General features: G+C 67.4%; 23 protein-coding genes. 20 read left to right on the top strand and 3 right to left on the bottom strand.

The features are described from left to right. The first annotated feature begins 70 nt into the window (after window positions 1–70). Window positions 71–943 carry a PhzF family phenazine biosynthesis protein gene (locus AC5P88_RS04940; RefSeq protein ID WP_495224478.1) on the top strand — a complete coding sequence of 291 codons (873 nt, stop codon included), beginning with the start codon at window positions 71–73 and terminating at the stop codon, window positions 941–943. Window positions 944–1,032: 89 nt separating this feature from the next. Further along, window positions 1,033–1,911, top strand: a complete 879-nt coding sequence (locus AC5P88_RS04945; protein WP_495224479.1) for a PhzF family phenazine biosynthesis protein — start codon at window positions 1,033–1,035, stop codon at window positions 1,909–1,911. Between the two features lie 80 nt (window positions 1,912–1,991). Here the strand turns inward: AC5P88_RS04945 and AC5P88_RS04950 are convergent, their stop codons facing one another. After that, the gene (locus AC5P88_RS04950; protein ID WP_106549265.1) at window positions 1,992–2,423 is read right to left on the bottom strand and encodes an OsmC family protein; all 432 of its coding nucleotides are present in this window, start codon (window positions 2,421–2,423) and stop codon (window positions 1,992–1,994) included. A gap of 371 nt (window positions 2,424–2,794) precedes the next feature. Between AC5P88_RS04950 and AC5P88_RS04955 the strand changes: the two genes are divergently transcribed. The 4 genes from AC5P88_RS04955 to AC5P88_RS04970 all read left to right on the top strand — a co-directional run bounded on the left by AC5P88_RS04955 (window position 2,795) and on the right by AC5P88_RS04970 (window position 5,018). After that, window positions 2,795–3,193, top strand: a complete 399-nt coding sequence (locus AC5P88_RS04955) for an HU family DNA-binding protein (protein WP_010483539.1) — start codon at window positions 2,795–2,797, stop codon at window positions 3,191–3,193. Window positions 3,194–3,448: 255 nt separating this feature from the next. Continuing rightward, window positions 3,449–3,757 (top strand): DUF3861 family protein, encoded by a 309-nt coding sequence (locus AC5P88_RS04960; RefSeq protein ID WP_106549264.1) that lies wholly within the window; start codon window positions 3,449–3,451, stop codon window positions 3,755–3,757. 51 nt (window positions 3,758–3,808) lie between these two features. Next, window positions 3,809–4,339 carry a hypothetical protein gene (locus tag AC5P88_RS04965; protein WP_106549263.1) on the top strand — a complete coding sequence of 177 codons (531 nt, stop codon included), beginning with the start codon at window positions 3,809–3,811 and terminating at the stop codon, window positions 4,337–4,339. A gap of 82 nt (window positions 4,340–4,421) precedes the next feature. After that, window positions 4,422–5,018, top strand: coding sequence for a YceB family lipoprotein (locus tag AC5P88_RS04970; protein WP_005408439.1), 597 nt, complete (start codon window positions 4,422–4,424; stop codon window positions 5,016–5,018). Window positions 5,019–5,098: 80 nt separating this feature from the next. Here the strand turns inward: AC5P88_RS04970 and AC5P88_RS04975 are convergent, their stop codons facing one another. After that, window positions 5,099–5,566, bottom strand: a complete 468-nt coding sequence (locus AC5P88_RS04975; RefSeq protein WP_010483549.1) for an SET domain-containing protein — start codon at window positions 5,564–5,566, stop codon at window positions 5,099–5,101. A 208-nt stretch (window positions 5,567–5,774) separates the two neighbouring features. Between AC5P88_RS04975 and AC5P88_RS04980 the strand changes: the two genes are divergently transcribed. Genes AC5P88_RS04980 through AC5P88_RS05005 form a run of 6 tightly spaced genes read left to right on the top strand, consistent with a single transcriptional unit; the run spans window position 5,775 to window position 11,406 of the window. Next, window positions 5,775–6,230, top strand: coding sequence for an SUF system Fe-S cluster assembly regulator (locus tag AC5P88_RS04980; RefSeq protein ID WP_005408436.1), 456 nt, complete (start codon window positions 5,775–5,777; stop codon window positions 6,228–6,230). Between the two features lie 17 nt (window positions 6,231–6,247). Then, window positions 6,248–7,723, top strand: coding sequence for a Fe-S cluster assembly protein SufB (gene sufB / locus AC5P88_RS04985; protein WP_106549261.1), 1,476 nt, complete (start codon window positions 6,248–6,250; stop codon window positions 7,721–7,723). After that, on the top strand, window positions 7,720–8,124 hold the full coding sequence (locus AC5P88_RS04990) for a hypothetical protein (RefSeq protein WP_495224480.1): 405 nt from the start codon (window positions 7,720–7,722) through the stop codon (window positions 8,122–8,124). The genes sufB and AC5P88_RS04990 overlap by 4 nt, the downstream gene beginning before the upstream one ends. A gap of 2 nt (window positions 8,125–8,126) precedes the next feature. Then, a complete protein-coding gene (gene sufC, locus AC5P88_RS04995; RefSeq protein WP_106549315.1) occupies window positions 8,127–8,891 on the top strand; it encodes a Fe-S cluster assembly ATPase SufC in 765 nt (254 codons plus the stop codon). Then, complete coding sequence (gene sufD / locus AC5P88_RS05000; RefSeq protein WP_106549259.1) at window positions 8,891–10,153, top strand: Fe-S cluster assembly protein SufD; 1,263 nt, start codon at window positions 8,891–8,893, stop codon at window positions 10,151–10,153. The genes sufC and sufD overlap by 1 nt, the downstream gene beginning before the upstream one ends. Beyond that, window positions 10,150–11,406 carry a cysteine desulfurase gene (locus AC5P88_RS05005; protein ID WP_106549258.1) on the top strand — a complete coding sequence of 419 codons (1,257 nt, stop codon included), beginning with the start codon at window positions 10,150–10,152 and terminating at the stop codon, window positions 11,404–11,406. The genes sufD and AC5P88_RS05005 overlap by 4 nt, the downstream gene beginning before the upstream one ends. A gap of 15 nt (window positions 11,407–11,421) precedes the next feature. Here the strand turns inward: AC5P88_RS05005 and AC5P88_RS05010 are convergent, their stop codons facing one another. Further along, the gene (locus tag AC5P88_RS05010) at window positions 11,422–12,072 is read right to left on the bottom strand and encodes a transposase (RefSeq protein ID WP_495224482.1); all 651 of its coding nucleotides are present in this window, start codon (window positions 12,070–12,072) and stop codon (window positions 11,422–11,424) included. Between the two features lie 214 nt (window positions 12,073–12,286). Here AC5P88_RS05010 and AC5P88_RS05015 point away from each other — a divergent pair, with 214 nt between their 5' ends. From AC5P88_RS05015 to AC5P88_RS05050, 8 genes are all read left to right on the top strand, one after another. Next, window positions 12,287–12,826: a GNAT family N-acetyltransferase gene (locus AC5P88_RS05015; protein WP_495224483.1), complete on the top strand. Its 540-nt coding sequence runs from the start codon at window positions 12,287–12,289 to the stop codon at window positions 12,824–12,826. Beyond that, a complete protein-coding gene (locus AC5P88_RS05020) occupies window positions 12,823–13,155 on the top strand; it encodes a non-heme iron oxygenase ferredoxin subunit (RefSeq protein ID WP_012479365.1) in 333 nt (110 codons plus the stop codon). The genes AC5P88_RS05015 and AC5P88_RS05020 overlap by 4 nt, the downstream gene beginning before the upstream one ends. A 175-nt stretch (window positions 13,156–13,330) precedes the next feature. Then, window positions 13,331–13,735 (top strand): hypothetical protein, encoded by a 405-nt coding sequence (locus AC5P88_RS05025; RefSeq protein ID WP_495224485.1) that lies wholly within the window; start codon window positions 13,331–13,333, stop codon window positions 13,733–13,735. Window positions 13,736–13,880: 145 nt separating this feature from the next. Then, window positions 13,881–16,172, top strand: coding sequence for a TonB-dependent receptor (locus tag AC5P88_RS05030; protein WP_495224486.1), 2,292 nt, complete (start codon window positions 13,881–13,883; stop codon window positions 16,170–16,172). 68 nt (window positions 16,173–16,240) lie between these two features. Next, window positions 16,241–16,960 carry a tetratricopeptide repeat protein gene (locus AC5P88_RS05035; protein ID WP_495224487.1) on the top strand — a complete coding sequence of 240 codons (720 nt, stop codon included), beginning with the start codon at window positions 16,241–16,243 and terminating at the stop codon, window positions 16,958–16,960. Window positions 16,961–16,970: 10 nt separating this feature from the next. After that, window positions 16,971–17,648 carry a Fe2+-dependent dioxygenase gene (locus AC5P88_RS05040; RefSeq protein WP_495224488.1) on the top strand — a complete coding sequence of 226 codons (678 nt, stop codon included), beginning with the start codon at window positions 16,971–16,973 and terminating at the stop codon, window positions 17,646–17,648. Between the two features lie 165 nt (window positions 17,649–17,813). Continuing rightward, on the top strand, window positions 17,814–18,215 hold the full coding sequence (locus AC5P88_RS05045) for a hypothetical protein (RefSeq protein WP_111112786.1): 402 nt from the start codon (window positions 17,814–17,816) through the stop codon (window positions 18,213–18,215). Between the two features lie 144 nt (window positions 18,216–18,359). Further along, on the top strand, window positions 18,360–20,780 hold the full coding sequence (locus tag AC5P88_RS05050; RefSeq protein WP_495224489.1) for a TonB-dependent receptor domain-containing protein: 2,421 nt from the start codon (window positions 18,360–18,362) through the stop codon (window positions 20,778–20,780). Window positions 20,781–21,006 lie beyond the last annotated feature (226 nt).

The raw sequence follows: 21,006 nt of genomic DNA on the forward strand, positions 1-21,006 counted from the left end.
GGCTATGTAGAATGTGGGGAAGCCGCCCTCGGGGGCGGAACCTTTGATTCTAAGCGCAATATCCCCGTAGATGGCCGTCCTTCGTTACCTGCAGCTAGATGTCTTTGCCCCCCGCCCCGGCACCGGCAATCCACTGGGCGCCATCCTGGACGCCGATGGGCTCTCCGGCAGCCAGATGCAGGCCCTGTCCGCCTGGCTGAACCTGTCCGAGACGGTGTTCTTCCTGCGCCCCAGCGCGCCCGGCGCCGACTACCACATCCGCATCTTCACCCCGACCCGGGAACTGGCGTTCGCCGGCCATCCCAGCGTCGGCGCGGCGTGGGTAGCGGTGACCTGCGGCCTGGCCCAGCCGCGCGACGGCGCGCTGGTCCAGCAGTGCGCGGCGGGATTGTTGCCGGTACAGGTGAGCGGCCCGGCCGAAGCACTGGAGATACAGCTGGCCAGCCCTCCGGCCCGGCAGCTGGCAACGGCAGCCGACGCGGCACCCGCGGGGCTGCTGGCGCTGGCTGCCGACGGCCATGTGCCGGAGCTGTGGGACAACGGCGCACGCTGGTGGCTGCTGCCGCTGCGCGATGCCGCCGCCATGCGCAGCCTGGTGCCGGACATGGCCGCGCTGGCCGGCTGGAGTCGGGCGACCGATGCCACTGGCGTGGCGGTGTTCGCCGACGAAGCCGGCACCAACCACACCCGCGTGGTGCGCGCGTTCTGCCCTGCTGATGCCCCCAGCGTGCCCGAGGACCCGGTGACCGGCAGCGCCAATGCGCTGATCGGCGCCTGGCTGCGGCAGCGCAATGCCCTGCCCGGCCGCGAGGGCCGCTACGTGGCCAGCCAGGGCCGCGAAGTCGGCCGCGACGGTCGCGTGCAGGTCCAGGTCGATGCGCAGGGCACGGTATGGATTGGCGGCCAGGTGCAGTGCGTGATCGACGGCAGCATCCATTGGTAGCGCCGGTCCACGCCCGGCGAACGCAGCACACGGACGCCGGGCATTGCCCGGCGCTACCGTATCCCTCTCGTTTTACGGAGTTTGCCCCTATGACCACCCGCCGTTTCCTGCAGCTGGATGTGTTCTCCCCGCGCGCCGGCGCCGGCAATCCGCTGGCCGTTGTGCTCGACGCCGAAGGCCTGGACGACGCCGGCATGCAGGCCATCGCGCGCTGGACGCGCCTGCCCGAGACCACCTTCGTGTTCCCGCCGCAGGTGCCCGGCGCCAGCTATCGATTGCGCATGTTCAGCCCGCAGAAGGAAGTCCCGTTCGCAGGCCACCCCAGCGTCGGTACCGCGCATGCGGTGCTGCAGGCGGGCCTGGCCGCACCGGTCGACGGTGTGCTGGTGCAGGACGGCATTGCCGGTGCCCTTCCGCTGCGTGTCAGTGGCGAAGGCGCACAGCAGCGCATCGCCATCCGCACCCCGCGCGCGCAACTGGCCGAAACCGCCGAGGCCACCGATCCGCGCCTGCAGGCCGCGCTTAGGGACTGGCCACTGGGCACGCTGCCACCCGCGCGCATGCAGGGTGGCCGCAGCTGGTGGGTGGTGCAGGTGGCCGATGAAGCCGCGTTGCGTGCGCTGCAACCGGACTGGGATGCGGTGGCTGCGCTGGCCGAGTCCACCGACAGCATGGGTGTGTTCGCCTATGCCTTCAGCGATGGCAGCGAAGGTTTCGATCTGGCCGTGCGCGCTTTCGTCGGCAATGGCCGCCGCTTCGAGGATGCCGCCTCCGGCGCCGCCAACGCCGTGCTCGCGGCGTGGCTGGACCTGCGCGAGGCCCTGCCGCGGGGCCGTGCGCCGTTCGAAATCAGCCAGGGCCGCGAAGTCGGCCATGATGCGCGACTGACCCTGTTGGTCGATGAGGACGGCGAGGTCTGGTCCGGGGGACAGGTGCAGACCGTCATCACCGGCACCATCGATTGGTGATTGCCCGTATGCGGTAGCGCCGGGCCATGCCCGGCGCCTTCCCGCTGCGTTCGCCGGGCATGACCCGGCGCTACCGCCTATCAGACCAGCTCGGCTTCCAGGCTGATCGGCACCGCACTCAGCGCCTTGGACACCGGGCAGTTCTGCTTGGCGTCATCGGCAATCGCGCGGAATTTCGCCGCGTCGATGCCCGGCACAACGGCCTTCACTTTCAGCCGGATCTGCGACAGCTGCGGGCCGCCTTCCAGCGACAGATCGACCTTGGCTTCGGTATCCAGCGAGGTCGGGGTGAAACCGGCTTCGCCCAGCTTGGCCGACAGCGCCATGGTGAAGCAGCCGGCATGCGCGGCAGCGATCAGTTCTTCCGGATTGGTGCCCTTCTCGTCGCCGAAGCGGCTGTTGAAGCCGTAGCGGGTCTTGTCCAGCAACCCACTCTGCGGCGTGCTCAACTGCCCCTTGCCCGACTTCAGGTCGCCTTCCCAGTGCGCGGTGGCGTGTCGCGAGATTCCCATGTGCTGCTCCTGCGTGACGGTGATGAACAATCACCCTCGCACGTGGCGCGTTAGCCCTGCGTCGCTCCGCCGCACGCGCCCCGTCGCTCCGGCGCCCGGCAGATGGACACTTCCTCGCCAGCCTGAAACGCATTTCCCCCTTGTTTTCAGTGGTTTCGCGCATTCCGCCGATGACCGGTCGCTGGCGGCCAGCCGCGTCCCGACACCCCCGCCCCCCATCGCCGGCCATGTACTGAATCGGCCTGGATATGAAAAAACATGCACTTTCCGCGCTTCGGGCTATTGGCGGCGCCCGAGAGTTGCCCTACATTGCGCTTGCCGACGGGGTTCGGCGCCGACCAAACAACCAACCGTTCACGGAACAGGAAACCATGGCAAAGACCGCTAAGAAGGCTGCCCCGAAGAAGGCAGTGAAGAAAGTCGCGACGAAGGCAGCCGCAAAGCCGGCCGCTCCGAAGCCGATCAAGGAAGTGCTGACCAAGTCCGGCCTGGTTGCACACATCGCTGAAGCCTCCGGCGTCATCGCCAAGGACGTCCGCGCTGTGCTGGCCTCGCTGGAAAGCGCCGTCGCATCCTCGGTGCACAAGAAGGGCGCTGGCTCCTTCACCCTGCCGGGCCTGCTGAAGATCACCACCGTCAATGTGCCGGCCAAGCCGAAGCGCAAGGGCATCAACCCGTTCACCAAGGAAGAACAGTGGTTCGCCGCCAAGCCGGCTACCACCAAGCTGAAGGTGCGTCCGCTGAAGAAGCTGAAGGACGCCGCGCTGTAAGCGCGCGCCCCAACGCGGATTCCGACGGGACGGCTCTGGCCGTCCCGTTTTTTTTGTCCCAACCACGGCCCGCAACACAGCGTTGCCGCATCCCCAGGGAATGCCCGTACAGGCCCGTCGCCATTGGCTGGGCCCCGCCTGCTGCGGTGCCGGAACGTACCGGGTGGAACACTGCGTGCAGCGCCGGCCGTCGCCGCCGGCCGTGGCCTTGCCTATCGTTGGCACATCCTTCACAGCTACGGCGAGCATCCCCTCATGGCCAGCCCCTCCACCCGCTACCGGATCTCGGTGACCCCCATCGAAAAGGACGGGGTGCAGTGCACCGGGCGTTGCACCATCGAACTGGAACATCGCGCCAGCCGCGATCTGATGCGCCTGCTGGAAGCCGCACCGCGCACCGGCGGGCTCAGCGGCGATGAACGTGCGACCCTGGTGATTGCCACCCAGCTGCTGCGCGACATCGTGCAGCGCCACGCTGAAACCGATGGACACGCGTTGGCCGCCATCGCCGGGCAGGTGCTGCCGGCGCTGGATGCACTGGAACAGTTGCCCACCTCCCGCTGACTGGGGCACAGTCGATACACTGACTTCTCCACATCGCCTCGGGGAGGAGGCATGCGCAGGACTCTTTTCCTGATCGCGCCACTGGTGCTGCTGGGCTGTTCCAGACCCACTGCACAACCGGACGTTGCGCCTGCGCCATCACCCGCCAGCGCGGGAGCACAGGCCGTTGCAGGCACCGACGCAGCGTCCCTGCAGTCAGCAACGATCGATCCGCTGTTCGCCGCGGTCGCTGCCGACGCCGAATCACCTTCGGTGATGCTCAACCGCTACGTGATCGCGCTGCTCAACCGCGACCGCAGCGCCAGCGACGCGGCATGGGCGATTCCACCGGCCGATCCGCACCGCGCAGATGACGCTGCGATACGCCAGTTGCAGGACCTGCGCACGCTGCGTCTGGACAGCGGAACCCCGCTGGCACGCGACGGCCGGCAGCCATCCCGGTTGCTGGAGGTGCCGGTGCGGCTCCGCGCGACCACCGCACAAGGCACCTTCCGCTTCGGCGGCTGGTATCGCGTGCAGCCCAGCCCCGATGGCCGCGCCTGGCAGATCCAGTCGGCGCAACTGCGGCCAACGCTGGACTGAACCGTTGCAGCGGCATGCACGCACGATTCAGCCGCCCCGGCTACTCTTTCCTCCATCCATTCCCTATCCAGCGGTCACCGCCATGCGCCTGCGTTCCCTGATGACCCGCCTCGCCGCCTCCACCGTACTGATCGCAGCCGCGATCGGTGCCCAGGCCGCCCCTTCCATTTCCGGCCGCGAACTGTCGGTCGGTGCCAGCGACGTGCAGCAGTACCTCGATGGCAGCTTCCCGCGCACCCAGGACGCCCTGGGGGGCCTGATCGCCCTGACCATGAGCCATCCGCAGCTGAGCCTTCCAGCCGGCGAACGGTTGAACCTGGGGATGGACGTCGCACTGGCCACCGCCGGTGGCAATCCGGCCAAACTGGGTACGGTGAAGCTCAGCAGCGGCCTGCGCTACGACGCGCAGACCCAGGGTTTCCACCTGCAGCAGCCCAGCGTGGATGACTTCACCCCCGCCAACCAGGGCGGTCGTCTCGACTCACGTACCCGCGGCCTGCTCAACGCCTGGCTGAGCGACTACGCCCAGCGTGAGCCGATCTACAAGCTGGATCCGGCCGTGGCCGGGGTACTCGGCGCTCTGCAGGTGCAGTCGGCGCAGGTGAAGAACGGCAAGCTGGTGGTCACCTTCAACCAGAACCTGGGCAACCTGGTGCCGGCAGGCGTGCTGGGCAAGTAACGGTAGCGCCGGGTCGTGCCCGGCGTCTTCTGGTTCCGACCGCGCTTCGCGCTCGCCGGGCATGGCCCGGCGCTACCGGGTCAGCGCTTGGGCTGCAGCATGGTGCCGGTGCACTTGGGTGAGCCGCAGCGGCACTCCCAGATCTTCTTCAGCTTGGCGGTGTGGCGCTCGGCCAGGGTGATGCCGTAGTTGTAGGTCAGTTCCTCACCGGCCTTGATGTCACGCAGTGCCTCGATGAACACCTTGTCGCCGCGGCTGTCGCCGTCCTCGTCTTCCTCGATCACCGCCTCGCAGTTCGGGTCGCAGCTGTGGTTGATCCAGCGCGCGTCATTGCCCTTGTAGTTGGCATCGATCACCCAGTCGTCATTGAGGGTGAACAGGAAGGTATGGCCACTTTCAACGTCGCCGCTGTCATCGGCATCAACGTCGCCGTGGCTGCGCAGCAGGCCCTTGTACTGGATCACGCGCTCGCCCTGCTTGATCGGGGCCACGGAAAACACACCGTTGCCGTGGATGGCGGACTTGCGGGCTTGGATCTTCTTGGGCATCGGCAAGGGAGGTCTGCAGCGAAAGGAACGTTGATTCTCGCCCATTCCGGGTGATTGCGAAAATCACCCCGTTGGCGCAGCATTGCGCCCCGGCAGTGGCCCCGGTGCGTCGTCCCGGGCCGTCCCAGCGCCGGCTGAATGCCCGGGTTGGATGCCGGCGAATAAAAGCGTACAATTTCAGTCCGCTTTAAGAACCGCTCGCATTCCCATGTTGCGTGTCACCAAGCTCACCGATTACGCCACCGTGGTACTGACCGTGCTTGCCGCCCGTCCGGGCGAGGTGCTCAGTGCCACCGAGCTGGCCGAATTCACCGGACTGGAGCCGCCCACCGTCAGCAAGGTGCTCAAGCCGCTGGCCCAGGCCGGCCTGGTCGAAGGCCTGCGCGGTGTCCGTGGCGGCTACCGCCTGACCCGCCCGGCCATCGAGATCTCACTGTTCGAAGTGGTCGAAGCGATGGAAGGGCCGCTGGCCCTGACCGAATGCAGCCACGACCACCACCAGTGCGGCATGGCGCCCAAGTGCGGCGCGCGCAGCAGCTGGCGGCTGATCAACGACGTGGTCTCCGAGGCCCTGCGCGATGTCACCCTGGCGCAGATCCTGCCCCCTCTCCCCCTTGCCGATGACGAACAGCGCCGCACCATCGCTGTCGACGTCGTCTCCTGATCCGTAGGCAGCCCCCCATGGCCACCGAAACCATCGAAAACGTCGCCCACGACGACACCCCCAACCGCGAGATCCACGAGCAGCTCGGCCGCAAGTATTCGGCCGGCTTCATCACGGACATCGAATCGGACTCCCTGCCCCCGGGCCTGGACGAGGACACCATCCGTGCCCTGTCGGCCAAGAAGGAGGAGCCGGAATGGATGACGCAGTGGCGCCTGGACGCCTACCGCCACTTCCTGACCATGCCGATGCCGGACTGGGCCAAGCTGGAGATCGCGCCGATCGACCTGCAGGCGCTCAGCTACTACTCCGCGCCGAAGGGCCCGAAGTACGCCTCGCTGGATGACGTGCCCAAGGAACTGCTCGACACCTACGACAAGCTGGGCGTGCCGCTGCACGAGCGTGCCAAGCTGGCCGGCGTGGCAGTGGACGCGGTGTTCGACTCGGTGTCCGTCGGTACCACCTTCCGCAAGGAACTGGCCGAGAAGGGCATCATCTTCTGCTCGATGTCCGAGGCCATCAAGGAACATCCGGAACTGGTCCGCCAGTACCTGGGCACCGTGGTGCCGGTGGGCGACAACTACTTCGCCGCGCTCAACTCGGCGGTGTTCTCCGATGGCAGCTTCGTGTTCATCCCCAAGGGCGTTCGCTGCCCGATGGAGCTGAGCACCTATTTCCGCATCAACGCCGGCCACACCGGCCAGTTCGAGCGCACCCTGATCGTGTGCGAGGACAAGGCCTACGTGTCCTACCTGGAAGGCTGCACCGCGCCGATGCGCGACGAGAACCAGCTGCACGCCGCCGTGGTCGAACTGGTGGCGCTGGAAGACGCGGAGATCAAGTACTCCACCGTGCAGAACTGGTACCCGGGCGACGAGAACGGCGTCGGAGGCATCTACAACTTCGTCACCAAGCGTGCCGAATGCCGTGGCGCGCGCAGCAAGGTCACCTGGACCCAGGTCGAGACCGGCTCGGCGATCACCTGGAAGTACCCGTCCTGCGTGCTGCTGGGCGACGATTCGGTGGGTGAGTTCCACTCCGTGGCGCTGACCCACCACCGCCAGCAGGCCGACACCGGCACCAAGATGATCCATGTCGGCAAGCGCACCAAGAGCAAGATCGTCAGCAAGGGCATCAGTGCCGGCCGCGGCCAGAACACCTACCGCGGCCTGGTCAAGGTGGACCGCAACGCCGATGGCGCGCGCAACTACACCCAGTGCGATTCGCTGCTGATCGGCAAGCAGTGCGGTGCCCATACCTTCCCCTACATCGAGGTGAAGAACCCCGGCGCCACCGTCGAGCACGAGGCCACCACCTCCAAGATCTCCGACGACCAGCTGTTCTACTGCCGCGCCCGTGGCATCAGCCAGGAAGACGCGGTGTCGATGATCGTCGACGGCTTCTGCAAGCAGGTGTTCCGCGAACTGCCGATGGAGTTCGCGGTGGAAGCCAAGAAGCTGCTGGAAGTCTCGCTGGAGGGAAGCGTCGGATGATGCGTACGTCTTTGCCCGCACTGTTGCTGCTGGGCCTTTCGCCCTGGGCGGTGGCAAACGCGGCCTGCACCCCCGAAGACCTGGCGGGTGCGACCCCGGTCAAATTGCCCGCCGGCACGGTCATCTCCACGCCGAAAGAATTTTCCATGCTGCTGACGACGCGGCAGGACGGCAGCTTCGACGCGATCCGGCCGCTCCTGAGTTCGCGCAACCGTGAGCTGGATCGCGCCGCTGCCGAATCCATCCGACAGGCCTCCCTCCCGGTCCCCTGCCTGCAAGAACCCGGTGAAGAGATCCTCGTGGTCTTCTCCGCCCTCCCCGCTCAACCTGGGCAGCCCGGCAACGGCACGGTGCAGATCGTCCGCATCGACCCCGCAGCCCCGAAATCAACCAAGTCATGACCATGCTGAAGATCGAAAACCTCCACGCCCGCATCGGCGACAAGGAAATCCTCAAGGGCCTGTCGCTGGATGTGAAGCCCGGCCAGGTGCACGCCATCATGGGCCCCAACGGCGCCGGCAAGTCCACCCTGGGCAATGTCCTGGCCGGCCGTGACGGCTATGACGTGACCGAAGGCAGCGTGCAGTTCGACGGCGTCGATCTGCTCGACCAGGACCCGGAAGCGCGCGCCGCCGCCGGCCTGTTCCTGGCGTTCCAGTACCCGGTGGAAATCCCGGGCGTGAACAACACCTACTTCCTGCGCGCCGCGCTGAATGCCCAGCGCAAGGCACGCGGTGAAGACGAACTGGACTCCATGCAGTTCCTGAAGCTGGTGCGCCAGAAGCTGGCCGTGCTGCACCTGAAGGACGAACTGCTGCACCGTGGCGTCAACGAAGGCTTCTCCGGTGGCGAGAAGAAGCGCAACGAGATCTTCCAGCTGGCCGTGCTGGAGCCGAAGCTGGCGATCCTCGACGAAACCGATTCGGGCCTGGACATCGACGCGCTGAAGAGCGTGGCCGACGGCGTCAACGCACTGCGTGCGGCCGACCGTTCGTTCCTGGTCATCACCCACTACCAGCGCCTGCTCGACTACATCAAGCCGGACGTGGTGCACGTGCTGGCCGATGGCCGCATCGTCAAGAGTGGTGGCCCGGAGCTGGCCCTGGAACTGGAAGCGCACGGCTACGATTTCCTGAAGGATCGCGTGGTGCGCGAGGCGGCGGTCTGATGAGCGCCCTGCTCGACTCCATGGCCCAGGCCTTCTGCGGCAGCGATGCGCGCCGCGAAGTGCTCGACGCGGCCCTGCGCGATGGCCTGCCGGCCGCGCGCAACGAAGCCTGGAAGTACACCTCGCTGCGCCAGCTGGAGCGCCGTGCGTTCGCAGCTGCACCGCTGGCCCCGCCGGCACTGGATGCCGCGCTGCTGGAGGACATCCCGGCACCGCGCCTGGTGTTCGTCAACGGCCGCCTGGATGCCGCGCTGAGCGACGTGCAGGCCCTGCCGGCCGGCGTGCAGCTGCAGCCGCTGTCGGCCGCACTGGCATCCGGCGAAGACGCCGTGCGTTTCCTTGGCCGCCGTTACGAGCGCAGCGAGGAGATCTTCGCCCGCCTCAACGCCGCACTGGCCGATGAAGGCGTGGTGCTGCGCGTGGACGAAGGCGTGCAGGTCGAAGCGCCGCTGCAGCTGGTGTTCGCCAGCGTCGCCGGCGAGACCGATCTGGCCTGGCACCACCGCCACCTGATCGAACTGCGTGCCGGCGCCAGCCTGGGCGTGGTCGAGCACCGTTTCAGCGTCGGCGATTCGGCCCACCTGGACAACACCGTGCTGCACGCCCATGTCGCCCGCGATGCCGTGCTCAAGCACGCCCGCGTGCAGACCGGCAGCGCGCGCCAGACCAGCTTCCTGCGTACCGACGCGGTGCTGGCCCGCGACGCGCAGTACCACCGCGTCGACCTGGAACTGGGCGCCGCACTCAGCCGCCACGAACTGAACGTACGCCTGGAAGGCGACAACGCCCAGCTGACCGCCAACGGCGTGCTGCTCGGCAATGGCCGCCGCCACGTCGAGACCCGCCTGGGCATCGATCACATCGCGCGCGACACCAGCTGCGAGCTGCTGTGGCGTGGCGTCGCCGCCAACCGCAGCCGCGTGGTGTTCCATGGTGGCATCCAGATCCGCGAAGGCGCCGACGGCACCGATGCGAACCTGTCCAACAAGAACCTGCTGCTGTCGGCCGACGCCGAGATCGATACCCAGCCGACGCTGGTGATCGACGCCGATGAAGTGAAGGCCGCGCACGGCGCGACCGTCGGCCAGCTCGATGCCAACGCGCTGTTCTACCTGCGCTCGCGCGGCCTGCCGCAGGCACAGGCGCAGGCACTGCTCAGTGCCGCGTTCTGCCACGAGCCGCTGAAGATCCTGCCGGAAGCCCTGCGCGAGCAGCTGGCACGCCGTTTGGACAAGGCCCTGGCCGAGGCGGGTGTGGCATGAACCTGTCCACCCCGCGCCCGATCGAAACCCCCAGCGGCGCGCCCGACTGGGACCGCGTCCGCCTCGATTTCCCGCTGCTGATGCGCGAAGTGCACGGCAAGCCGCTGGTCTATTTCGACAATGCCAACACCGGCCAGAAGCCGGTGCAGGTGATCGGCGCGGTGGACGAGTTCTACCGCCGCTACAACGCAAACGTCAGCCGCGCGGTGCACGCGCTCGGCAGCGAAGCCACCGACGCCTACGAAGGCGCGCGAAACAAGCTGGCCCGCTTCCTCAACGTGCGCCCCAGCGACCTGGTGCTGTGCAGCGGCACCACCTTTGCCATCAATCTGGTGGCGTATTCGTGGGCCCTGCCGCGGTTGAAGGCCGGCGACGTGATCCTGGTGTCGCGCATGGAGCACCACGCCAACATCGTGCCGTGGCAGCTGGTCGCGCAGCGTACCGGCGCCACCATCCGCGTGGCCGAGATCACCCCCGATGGCGCGCTCGACCTGGATGCGCTGCGTGCGGCGATGACCCCCGAGGTCAAGCTGCTGGCGGTCACCCATGTGTCCAACGTGCTGGGTACGGTCAACCCGGTGCGCGAGATCTGCCGTGAAGCGCGCAAGCGCGGCATCATCACCGTGGTCGATGGCTCGCAGGCGGTGCCGCACCGCAAGGTCGACGTGGCCGCGATCGGCTGCGACTTCTACGCCATCACCGGCCACAAGATGTGTGGCCCGACCGGCACCGGTGCGCTATGGGCGCGCCGCGAGCACCTGGACGCGATGCCGCCGTTCCTCGGCGGTGGCGAGATGATCAAGGAAGTCAGCTTCGACGGTACGGTCTTCAACGACGCCCCGCACAAGTTCGAAGCCGGCACCCCGAACATCGCCGGCTTCATCGGCCTGGGCGTGGCCGCCGACTACCTGCAGCAGCTGGGGCAGGACAACGTGGAAGCGCGCGAAGCCGAACTGCTCGCGCACTTCACCGAAGAACTGCGCCGCGTCGACGGCCTGCGCATCATCGGCGAAGCGCCGGAGAAGGCTGCCGTGGTCTCGTTCCTGATCGACGGCGCGCATGCCCACGACCTGGCCACGCTGCTTGATCTGGAAGGCGTGGCCGTGCGTTCGGGCCAGCACTGCGCACACCCGCTGCTGCAGTATTTCGGCGTCGCAGCCACCTGCCGTGCCTCGCTGGCGTTCTACAACACCCACGCCGAGATCGAGCGCTTCATGACCGCACTGACCAAGGTACGCAAGCTGTTGGGCTGAGCCCGGCAGACGGGGTCAGAGCCCTTTCGCATCGCGAAAGGGCTCTGACCCCATCAGCGAACCGGCCAACCGTCGCTGCGACTGCAATGCTCGCCGGATCGCCGCCACATCCGCGGCAGGAATACCCTCCTCAATGAACTCCGCATAGCGCCTGCGCCGTTCATCCAGATCCAGGGCAATCAGCTCGAATGCCGAATGCGGCTCGAGCAGCGCATTCGGCATGCCCTGCGCATTCGCCCGATAGCTCGACCAGCGATAGTCCCCTGGGCGCGCCACCCTCCCCGCCCGAACCGGGTTGAGCTCGATGTAGCGCTGGCAGGCCAGCAGATAGCGATCCGTATCGACCAGCGTCGAGTGGAAACGCCCCTCCCACAGGGTTCCCGTGCGGCCCTGCCGATCATTCACCCGCCGCACGTAGGTCCGGTTCACGGCCTGCATCATCCGCGACAAGCCGCCGGAGACATCAGGCGTCGCCAGGAGATGGACGTGATTGTCCATCAGCACATACGCGTGAACCCGGCAGTGCTGCTGGTCCGCGTGATCACACAGCAGGCGCAGGTAGGCCACGCGGTCGCCATCCGTGAAGAACACGGGCTGGCGATTGTTGCCACGTTGAACGACATGTTGCGGGTACCCGGGCGCATCGATGCGTCGTGGCCTTGGCATGGGCTTCTCCTGGAGACAGGGGGCAGAGCCCCCTCGCTGCGCAAAGGGATCTGACCCCGAGCATCTGCCGATTCCGCGCCGGTGCCAGTCGGTGCATGGCCTGCCGTTGGGTCAGTAGACGCCGGGGTCAGATCCCTTTCGCATCGCGAAAGGGATCTGACCCCACGGCCCCCCGCCCATTTGCGCCCGCCCACGGCCCACCTAGAATGGACCGATGAGCACCCTGACCTTCCGTGCCGCCACGTCGGCCGACATCCCCGCCCTGATCACCCTGGTCACCTCGGCCTACCGTGGCGACGCCAGCCGCGTCGGCTGGACAACCGAAGCCGACCTGCTGGACGGTGCCCGCATCGACGCCGAGGGCATCCAGGCCGACCTCGATCGCCCGCGCTCGACCATCCTGCTGGCTGAACGCGCAGGCCAGCTGGTGGCCTGCGCCCACGTTGCCGATGTCGATGGCAAGGGCTACTTCGGCATGTTCTCCGTCGACCCTGCCCAGCAGGGCGGTGGCGTCGGCAAGCAGCTGATGGAGGCCGCCGAAGCACACGCCGCGCGCGAATGGAACGTGCCGGTGATGCAGATGACGGTCATCGACGTGCGCGACGAACTGATCGCCTTCTACGAACGTCGCGGCTACAGCCGCACCGGCATCAAGAAGCCGTTCCCGTATGGCGACGAACGCTTCGGCATCCCCAAGCGCGACGACCTGCGCTTCGAGATCCTGGAAAAGCCGCTGGCCGGAGCCGCCGCGTGAGCGAGGCCTGGACCTTTGTCTGTGCCGGCAACGAGCTGCTGCCGGGTGAAATGAAGAGCGTGTTCGACGAAGTGACCGGCACGCCGATCGTGGTGTTCAACCTCGACGGCGAGCTGTACGCACTGGAAGACCAGTGCACGCATGAAGAGTTCGAGCTGTCCTCCGGCGAGTTCAACACGACCGAAGGCAGCGTGGAGTGCGTGCTGCACGGCGCGCGCTTCGACGTGCGCGATGGCCGCGCCCTGTGCGCCCCGGCCTATACCCCGGTGCCCAAGTTCCCGGTGAAGCGGGAGCACGACGCGGTCTGGACCCGCGACGACCGGGATTGAGGCCGCGCGCCCGGCTGAGGGCATCCACCCATGGGGCGGATCCACAGAAACGCCTTGAGGGCCTTCCCAGGGCGTTTCGGGGGTTCCCTGGCGGCCCGCCACACCCCGTACATGCGAATCATTATCGTTGATGTTATTCTACGTAACATCTTTGTAACGACTCCGCCCCTGCGCCATGGCTTCGCCCGCGCCCACCGCCACGTTGTGCCAGCTCGCCCGCCAGGGGTGGCCACTGCTCGTGGCCGTGCTGCTGACGCTGCTGCTGGGCTGGTCGGCGCTGCACGAGGGGCGCGGCAGCGATCCGGCCGCGCACGGCTGGCAGGCACACGCGGATGATCTGCTGCAGGCCATGCCGCTGCCGGAAACGCCGGCCGACGAATGCCCACAACACGCCGCCCCTGCCCCCGAGCCGCCGCTTGATGGCGAGGGCAGTACACCCTGCACCGGCCTGGCGTCACCGCGCGCCGCGCTGGTCGCACACATCCCGCGGTGGCGCTCCGACGCCCTGCGCTGGCAGCTGCACGATCCCGCACTGCGGTTGAACCCCGGCCACGCACCGCCCGCACCGCACGCCAGCTGAGGCGCCCTGCGGCCTTTGCCGTTCGCCTCATTGCGTTTCGGGCCAGCCGAGCATCGGCTCGGCTCTACAGCACCCGTCTCCTGCCTGCCGCCACGCCTGCGTGCCGGTCCGCGCCCTTTCCCGATCCAAGCCACCACCCACCGCCATGACCCATATCAAGACCCGCAAGTACGCCCCGCGCGTTTCCCTGCTCGCCTCGGCCACCCTGGCCGCCGGCTTCGCACCGCTGGCCGCACAGGCCGCCGACGGCGCCGCCTCCGGCGCCAACAAGGCCACCGACCTGGACAAGGTGCAGGTGCGCGGCAGCTGGTTCAATCCGTCCTCGCCGAAGTTCACCGCCGCCCTGCTGGACACCCCGAAGTCGGTGTCGATCGTGTCGGAGAAGCTGATCGCCGAGACCGGCGCGACCAACCTGCAGGATGCGCTGCGCATGGTGCCGGGCATCACCTTCGGTGCCGGCGAAGGCGGCAACCCGACCGGTGACCGCCCGTTCATCCGTGGCTTCGATTCGCAGAGCAACGTGTTCGTCGACGGCCTGCGCGACGTCGGTTCGCAGACCCGCGAAATCTTCGACCTGGAGCAGGTGGAAGTGGTCAAGGGCCCGAGCTCGGCCTACGGCGGCCGTGACTCCGGTGGTGGCAGCCTGAACCTGGTGAGCAAGACGCCGAAGCTGAAGAACGAGACCAGCGCCAGCATGGGCATCGGCACCGACAGCTACGCCCGCGGCACCGTGGACGCCAACTACGTGCTGGGCGATGGCATCGCTGCCCGCCTGAACCTGATGAAGCACGAGTCGGACATCGCCGGTCGTGATGCGGCCAACGTCAGCCGCTGGGGCATCGCGCCGTCGATCGCGTTCGGCCTGAACGGCCCGGCGCAGCTGATCGCCAGCCACTACCACATGCAGAGCGATGACCTGCCGGACGCGGGTGGCTTCCCGTACGGCAACCCGAACGGTGCGCCGGCCTCGAAGTGGGTCGATGGCCGCCCGATGGTGCCGGACCGCAACAACTACTACGGCCTGGTTGATCGTGACTTCCAGCGCACCCGCGCCGACATCAGCACCCTGGACGCCAGCTACGATTTCGGCGGCCACAAGCTGCGCAACATCGCGCGGCTGGGCAACACCAGCAACGACTACCTGTGGACCCAGCCGGACGACAGCCAGGGCAACCCGAACAACTACGGCACCCTGTGGCGCCGTACCAACAGCCGCGCGGTCGACGTCAAGAGCTTCGCCGACCAGCTGGGCCTGACCGGTGCCTTCCAGACCGGCGCGCTCAAGCACAGCTACAGCGCGGGTGTGGAGTACAGCGACGAGAAGATGACCCGCGGCAGCTACCTGATGACCCCGGGCACCAGCAACCCGCTGACCGGCAACAGCAAGTGCCCGACCACCGGCGCGGCCACCGGCTACAACTGCACCAGCTTCGCCAACCCGAACCCGAACGATCCGTGGGCGGCCACCCACTCGGTGTACCGCAGCGACAAGGCGCTGGACGTCGAACAGCGCACCAAGACCAAGTCGGCCTACCTGTTCGACACCCTCGAGCTCAACGCACAGTGGAGCTTCAACGTCGGCCTGCGTTACGACGACTACAGCACCACCCTGACCACCCCGGTGGCGGGCAAGGCCCCGACCCGCGTGCGCAATGACAACGACTTCCTGAACTACCAGGCCGGCGTGGTGTTCAAGCCGGCCGCCAACGGCAGCATCTACGTGTCGTGGGGCACCTCCTCGACCCCGCCGGGCATGGACGGTGGTGACGGCTCCGATGGCCTGAGCGCGGCCGTGGCCGACCTCAAGCCGCAGGACACCAGGAACCTCGAACTGGGTACCAAGTGGGACCTGCTCGACAACCGCCTGAACCTGACCGCCGCGATCTTCCACACCGTGATGAACAACGCACGCGTGACCATCGACAACGGCACCAGCCAGAACGCCGGCAAGAAGGAGATCAACGGCTTCGAGCTGGGCTTCAACGGCCAGCTGACCGACGCCTGGAGCCTGTACGGCGGCTACACCTACCTGGATTCGGAGCTGAAGGACAACGGCTTTGTCTGTGGCGCACCGGTGGGCCGCACCTGCCCGTCCAACGTCTACGTGCCGTCGCCGAACAACGGCAATGAGTTCCCGAACACCGCCAAGCACAGCGCCAACCTGTGGACCACCTACCGCTTCCCGATCGGCCTGACCATCGGCGCAGGTGCGTTCTACTCGGACAAGCAGTACGGTGATGTGGCCAACACCAAGTGGATCGCCAGCTACACCCGCTTTGACGCGATGGCCAGCTACGCGATCCAGGACAACATCAGCCTGCAGCTGAACGTGCAGAACCTGACCGACAAGACCTACTTCACCAAGGCCTATGCCTCGCACTACGCGAGCATCGCCCCGGGTCGCTCGGCCACCCTGGCACTGAACGTGAAGTTCTGATCCAGCGTTGCTCCACCACGGCGGCAGGGTCTCCTGCCGCCGTTTTTGTTTCCGGCGATACTCACTGCATGGCCAACCGCACCCCCATCGACAGCGACGCCCTGGCCGAGCTGCTGCAGCACGACCTGGCAGCCGCGTTCGCGCACATCCGCGATGCCGCACAGGCCGGCCAGGTCGATGCACAACTGCTGCTCGCGCAGATGCACATGGAAGGCAAAGGCACCGCGCAGGATGCCTCTGCCGCGCTGCTCTGGTACGAAACCGCCGCCAACAACGGCGCACCGATGGCGATGAACATGCTCGGCCGCTGCCATGAGCTGGGCCAAGGCACCGTCGCCGACCCGACGCTGGCCGCAGTCTGGTACCGGCGCGCGGCCGACACCGGCCTGGACTGGGGCCTGTACAACCTGGCCAACCTGCTGGCCACCGGCCGCGGTGTGCCGCAGGACCGCGCGCAGGCGCTGGCGCTGTACACCCGCGCCGCGCACATGGGCCACGCCAAATCGATGAACCTGCTGGCCCGCCATCTCGAGGACGGCCTGGAGATCGAGCGCGATCCGCAGGCCGCGCTGGACTGGTACCTGCGCGCCGCCGAGACCGGCGATTTCCGCGGCCAGGCCAACTACGCATCGATCCTGCTGCAGGCCGGCCAGGTCGACCAGGCCGTGCATTGGCTGCGGCTGGCGCTGGCCCACGGCAGCCCGGCGTTCATGGCGCACATCGTGCCGGAGCTGGCGGCGTCCCCACATCCGCAGGTGCGCGCCCTGGTCGCACCGCCGTCCCTCTGAGGAATTCCGCATGCTGCTGCACATCCCCGACATCCTCAGCGCCGCGCAGGTGGCCGAGTTCCGCCGCCGCCTCGACGCTGCCAACTGGACCGATGGCCGCGAGACGGTCGGCCATCTGGGTGCGCAGGCCAAGCACAACCAGCAGCTGCCCGAGGCCTCGCCGCTGCGCCGCGAGCTGGGCGAGATCATCCTCGTCGCGCTGGCCCGGCACCCGCTGTTCTTCAGCGCGGCGCTGCCACTGAAGTACCTGCCGCCACGCTTCAACCGCTACAGCGGCGGCGGCACCTACGGCTTCCATGTCGACGGCGCGGTGATGAACCTGGGCAACGGCGAACAGCTGCGATCGGACATCTCCTGCACCCTGTTCCTGTCCGATCCGGACGAGTACGAGGGTGGCGAGCTGATCATCAGCGACACCTACGGCGAGCATGAAGTGAAGCTGCCCGCCGGCGACCTGATCGTGTACCCGTCCAGCAGCCTGCACCAGGTGCGGCCGGTCACCGACGGCGCGCGCGTGGCCTCGTTCTTCTGGGTGCAGAGCATGATCCGCGACGACGTGCAGCGGCGCCTGCTGTGGGAGATGGACGGCTCGATCGAACGCCTGCGGCAGACCGGCGGCGACGCCGAAGCGGTGCTGCAGCTGACCGGCGTGTACCACAACCTGCTGCGTCGCTGGAGCGAAGTCTGAGCCCCATCTGGCCGGCCTGCGACATTTTGGCAATCATTCTCATTTGCAACAGCTAACAGCTCTCATTACAATCACGCCCCGTTGATGCTGGCCGCTGCCGGCAAACCACCTGGGGATCCCCACTTGCTGCGCCCGCTCCGCCCTCGCCCACTGATCCATCGCAAGATGGGTGCCGCCATGCGCGGCCAGCGTCCTGCGCTGGCCAGCCTGCTGGCGTGGGTGGCGATGCTGGCGTTGCTGCTGGGCACCCTGCCGCTGCTGCCGCACCCGGCGACAGCAGCGACCGTGCAGGTACCGCTGGAAGAACGCGGCGGCGAAGGCCCGTTGCAGGAAGAAGCCCCGGCCAAGCTGCGCCGCTGTGCCTCCACCCCGGTGAAAGCGGCCGAGAAGGCACGTCCGCCGCTGCTGCTGGCCAGCCAGTGGCTGCGTACCGAACTTGAACTCGTACCCGCCACGCCGGCCATGCCCGGCGTGCGCCCGGACTGGCCGCTGGCCGCTCCGGACACGCCCTGGGCCGACGCGCCCGGGCGTCGCCAGCAACGCGGCCAGGCGCCGCCGCTCGCCTGATCCACGGCCCGACGTGACCGCCTGCGCGGTCGCGCCCGCACGCCGCTGCCTGCTTCATCCCTGCCGCCCTGACCGGGCTTCCCGTGCATGCCGCGCCCTTCGCGCCCGGCATCGCACCTCTCTGCATCTTTCGAGGTAACTGCCATGGCCCAGCGCCATCGTGTCCGTTCGTCCCTGTCCCGCCCCCTGCTGACCAGCGCCGTGCTGGCGGCGATGGCGGCCCCTGCTTTCGCACATGCAGAGATCGCCGGCGCCCCGCAGACGCTGGACAAGGTGGTGGTCACCGCCTCCGGCTTCGAACAGAAGGTGGTCGATGCGCCGGCCAGCATCAGCGTGGTCAGCCGCGAGGAGCTGAGCAAGCGCCCGTATACCAACCTGGTCGATGCGCTGCGCGACGTCGAAGGCATCGACGTCGGCCTGGAAGCCACCGACAAGAACGGCCGCGCCACCATCTCGATGCGTGGCCTGCCCTCCGAATACACCCTGGTGCTGATCGACGGCCGCCGCCAGAGCAATGTCGGCCAGCTGTACCCGAACAACTTCGGCGGTGGCCAGTTCGCCTACCTGCCGCCGCTGGATGCCATCGAGCGCATCGAAGTGGTGCGCGGCCCGATGTCCACGCTGTACGGCTCGGACGCGATGGGCGGCGTCATCAACATCATCACCCGCCGCAACCAGGACAGCTGGCATGGCGCGCTCACCCAGGGCTTCACCGTGCAGCAGGACGACCAGTTCGGCGATGCACGCACCACCGACCTGTACCTCAGCGGCCCGCTGCTGAAGGACCGCCTCAGCCTCGCCGTGCGCGGCAGCTACTACGATGCCAAGGCATCGAATCCGGAATGGGATGCACTGACCCTGCCCGACGGCACGCTGTGGGAGCGCAGCATCGGCTTCGGTGGCGGTGGCAAGTCGGTGGCCAACACCAACTGGAACACCGGCGTGCGCCTGGACTTCCGCGTCAACGATGACCACGAGCTGTGGCTGGACTACGACGTGTCGCGGCAGAAGTACGACAACAGCGAAGGCCAGACCGGTACCCTCGACAGCCTGGCCAGCCTGTGGCGCGTCGGCAATGCGGTCATTCCCAACCCGAACGGCAGCGGCACGGTCACCCGCCGCGTGGTGCAGCCGCGCGTGGGCTACACCGCCTACCAGCGCTACGAGCGCGACCAGCTGTCGCTGACCCACCAGGGCCGCTACAGCTTCGGCACCTGGCAGACCTCGCTGACCCACAGCAAGAGCAGCAACCTTGGCCGCTCGCTGCCGCTGACCCTGGACGAGCGTGCCAACCTGCAGACGCTGTGGAATGACGTCTGCCGTCGCACCGGGGCGGCCCACAACTGCGCGGCCGGCCGTGGCAATGCGCTGACTGCGCTCAATCCCAGCGAAATGGCGCGCCTGCAGGCGTTCCTGCCGCGTCCGCTGCGCACCATGGAACTGGAAGGCTACGTGCTCGACACCATGCTGGATCTGGACTTCGGCGCGCACAAGCTCACTGTCGGCGGCCAGTACAACGACACCGACATGATCGACGGCGTGTTCGGCATGGACGGCGCCGGCTACCGCAGCAACACCAAGCAGAAGCACCGCATGTGGGCGCTGTTCGCCGAGGACAACTGGGCGCTGACCGACACCCTGACTGCCACCTTCGGCCTGCGCTACGACGACCACAACATCTTCGGCAGCCATCTCAGCCCGCGCGGCTACCTAGTGTGGAACGCCAGCGATGCGTGGACCTTCAAGGGTGGCGTCAGCACCGGCTACAAGACCCCGCGTCCGGACCAGCTGTTCCCGGGCATCACCGGCTTTGGTGGCCAGGGTGTATTGCCGCTGGTGGGCTCGCCGAACCTGAAGCCGGAAACCAGCACCAACTACGAGCTGGCCGCGTACTACGAAGGCCAGCGCTGGGGCTTCAACGTCACCGGCTTCATCAACAAGTTCGAGGACAAGATCGCCAGCGGCGGCACCTTCCCGAACTGTGAAGTGGCGCCGGCCGGCAGCGGCTACTGCGTGGACATCGGCCCGGGCTGGGCCGCACTGGGCTACAGCACCTTCACCCAGAGCGTGAACATCGACAAGGCCGAAACCCGCGGCGCGGAACTGGCCGGCCACATCGACCTGCTCGACACCCTGCAGCTGCGCGGCAACTACACCTGGACCAAGAGCGAGCAGACCAGTGGCCCGCAGAAGGGGCTGCCGATCACCGGCACCACCCCGGCCAAGCACATGGCCAACGCCAGCCTGAACTGGCAGCTCAACGAGGCCATCAGCCTGTCGCTGATCGGCGAGGGCCGCTACGACCGCTACCGCGACACGCTGCTCGACGCCAACGGCGTCAGTCAGACCCGTTACTACGAGGACTACACCATCTTCCACCTGGGTGGCAGCTGGAAGGCGACGCCGTGGCTGACGGTCAATGCGCGGGTCAACAACCTGTTCGACAAGAACTTCGTCTCGCAGTCGTGCCTGCTGATCAGCCAGAGCGAGTTCAACTGCGTGGACGACTATGCGACCAAGGACCAGCGCCGCAGCTATTGGATTTCGTTGAACGCGAAGTTCTGATCGCCGCGCACCTCCCTGCTTCGGTGGGTGCCGACCTTGGTTGGCACCGCTTCATCCACGCATGGCGTGGATCTACCAATCCTGGGTGCCGACCTTGGCTGGCACCGCCCTGTCCTGGTGGGTGCCAACCTTGGTTGGCACCGCTTCATCCACGCGTGGCGTGGATCTACCGACCCGCGGCAGCGGTAGTGCCGGCCGCTGGCCGGCAGGCGATAACACCGCCTCC

Source organism: Stenotrophomonas sp. YJH_SMC_8, assembly GCF_059371315.1.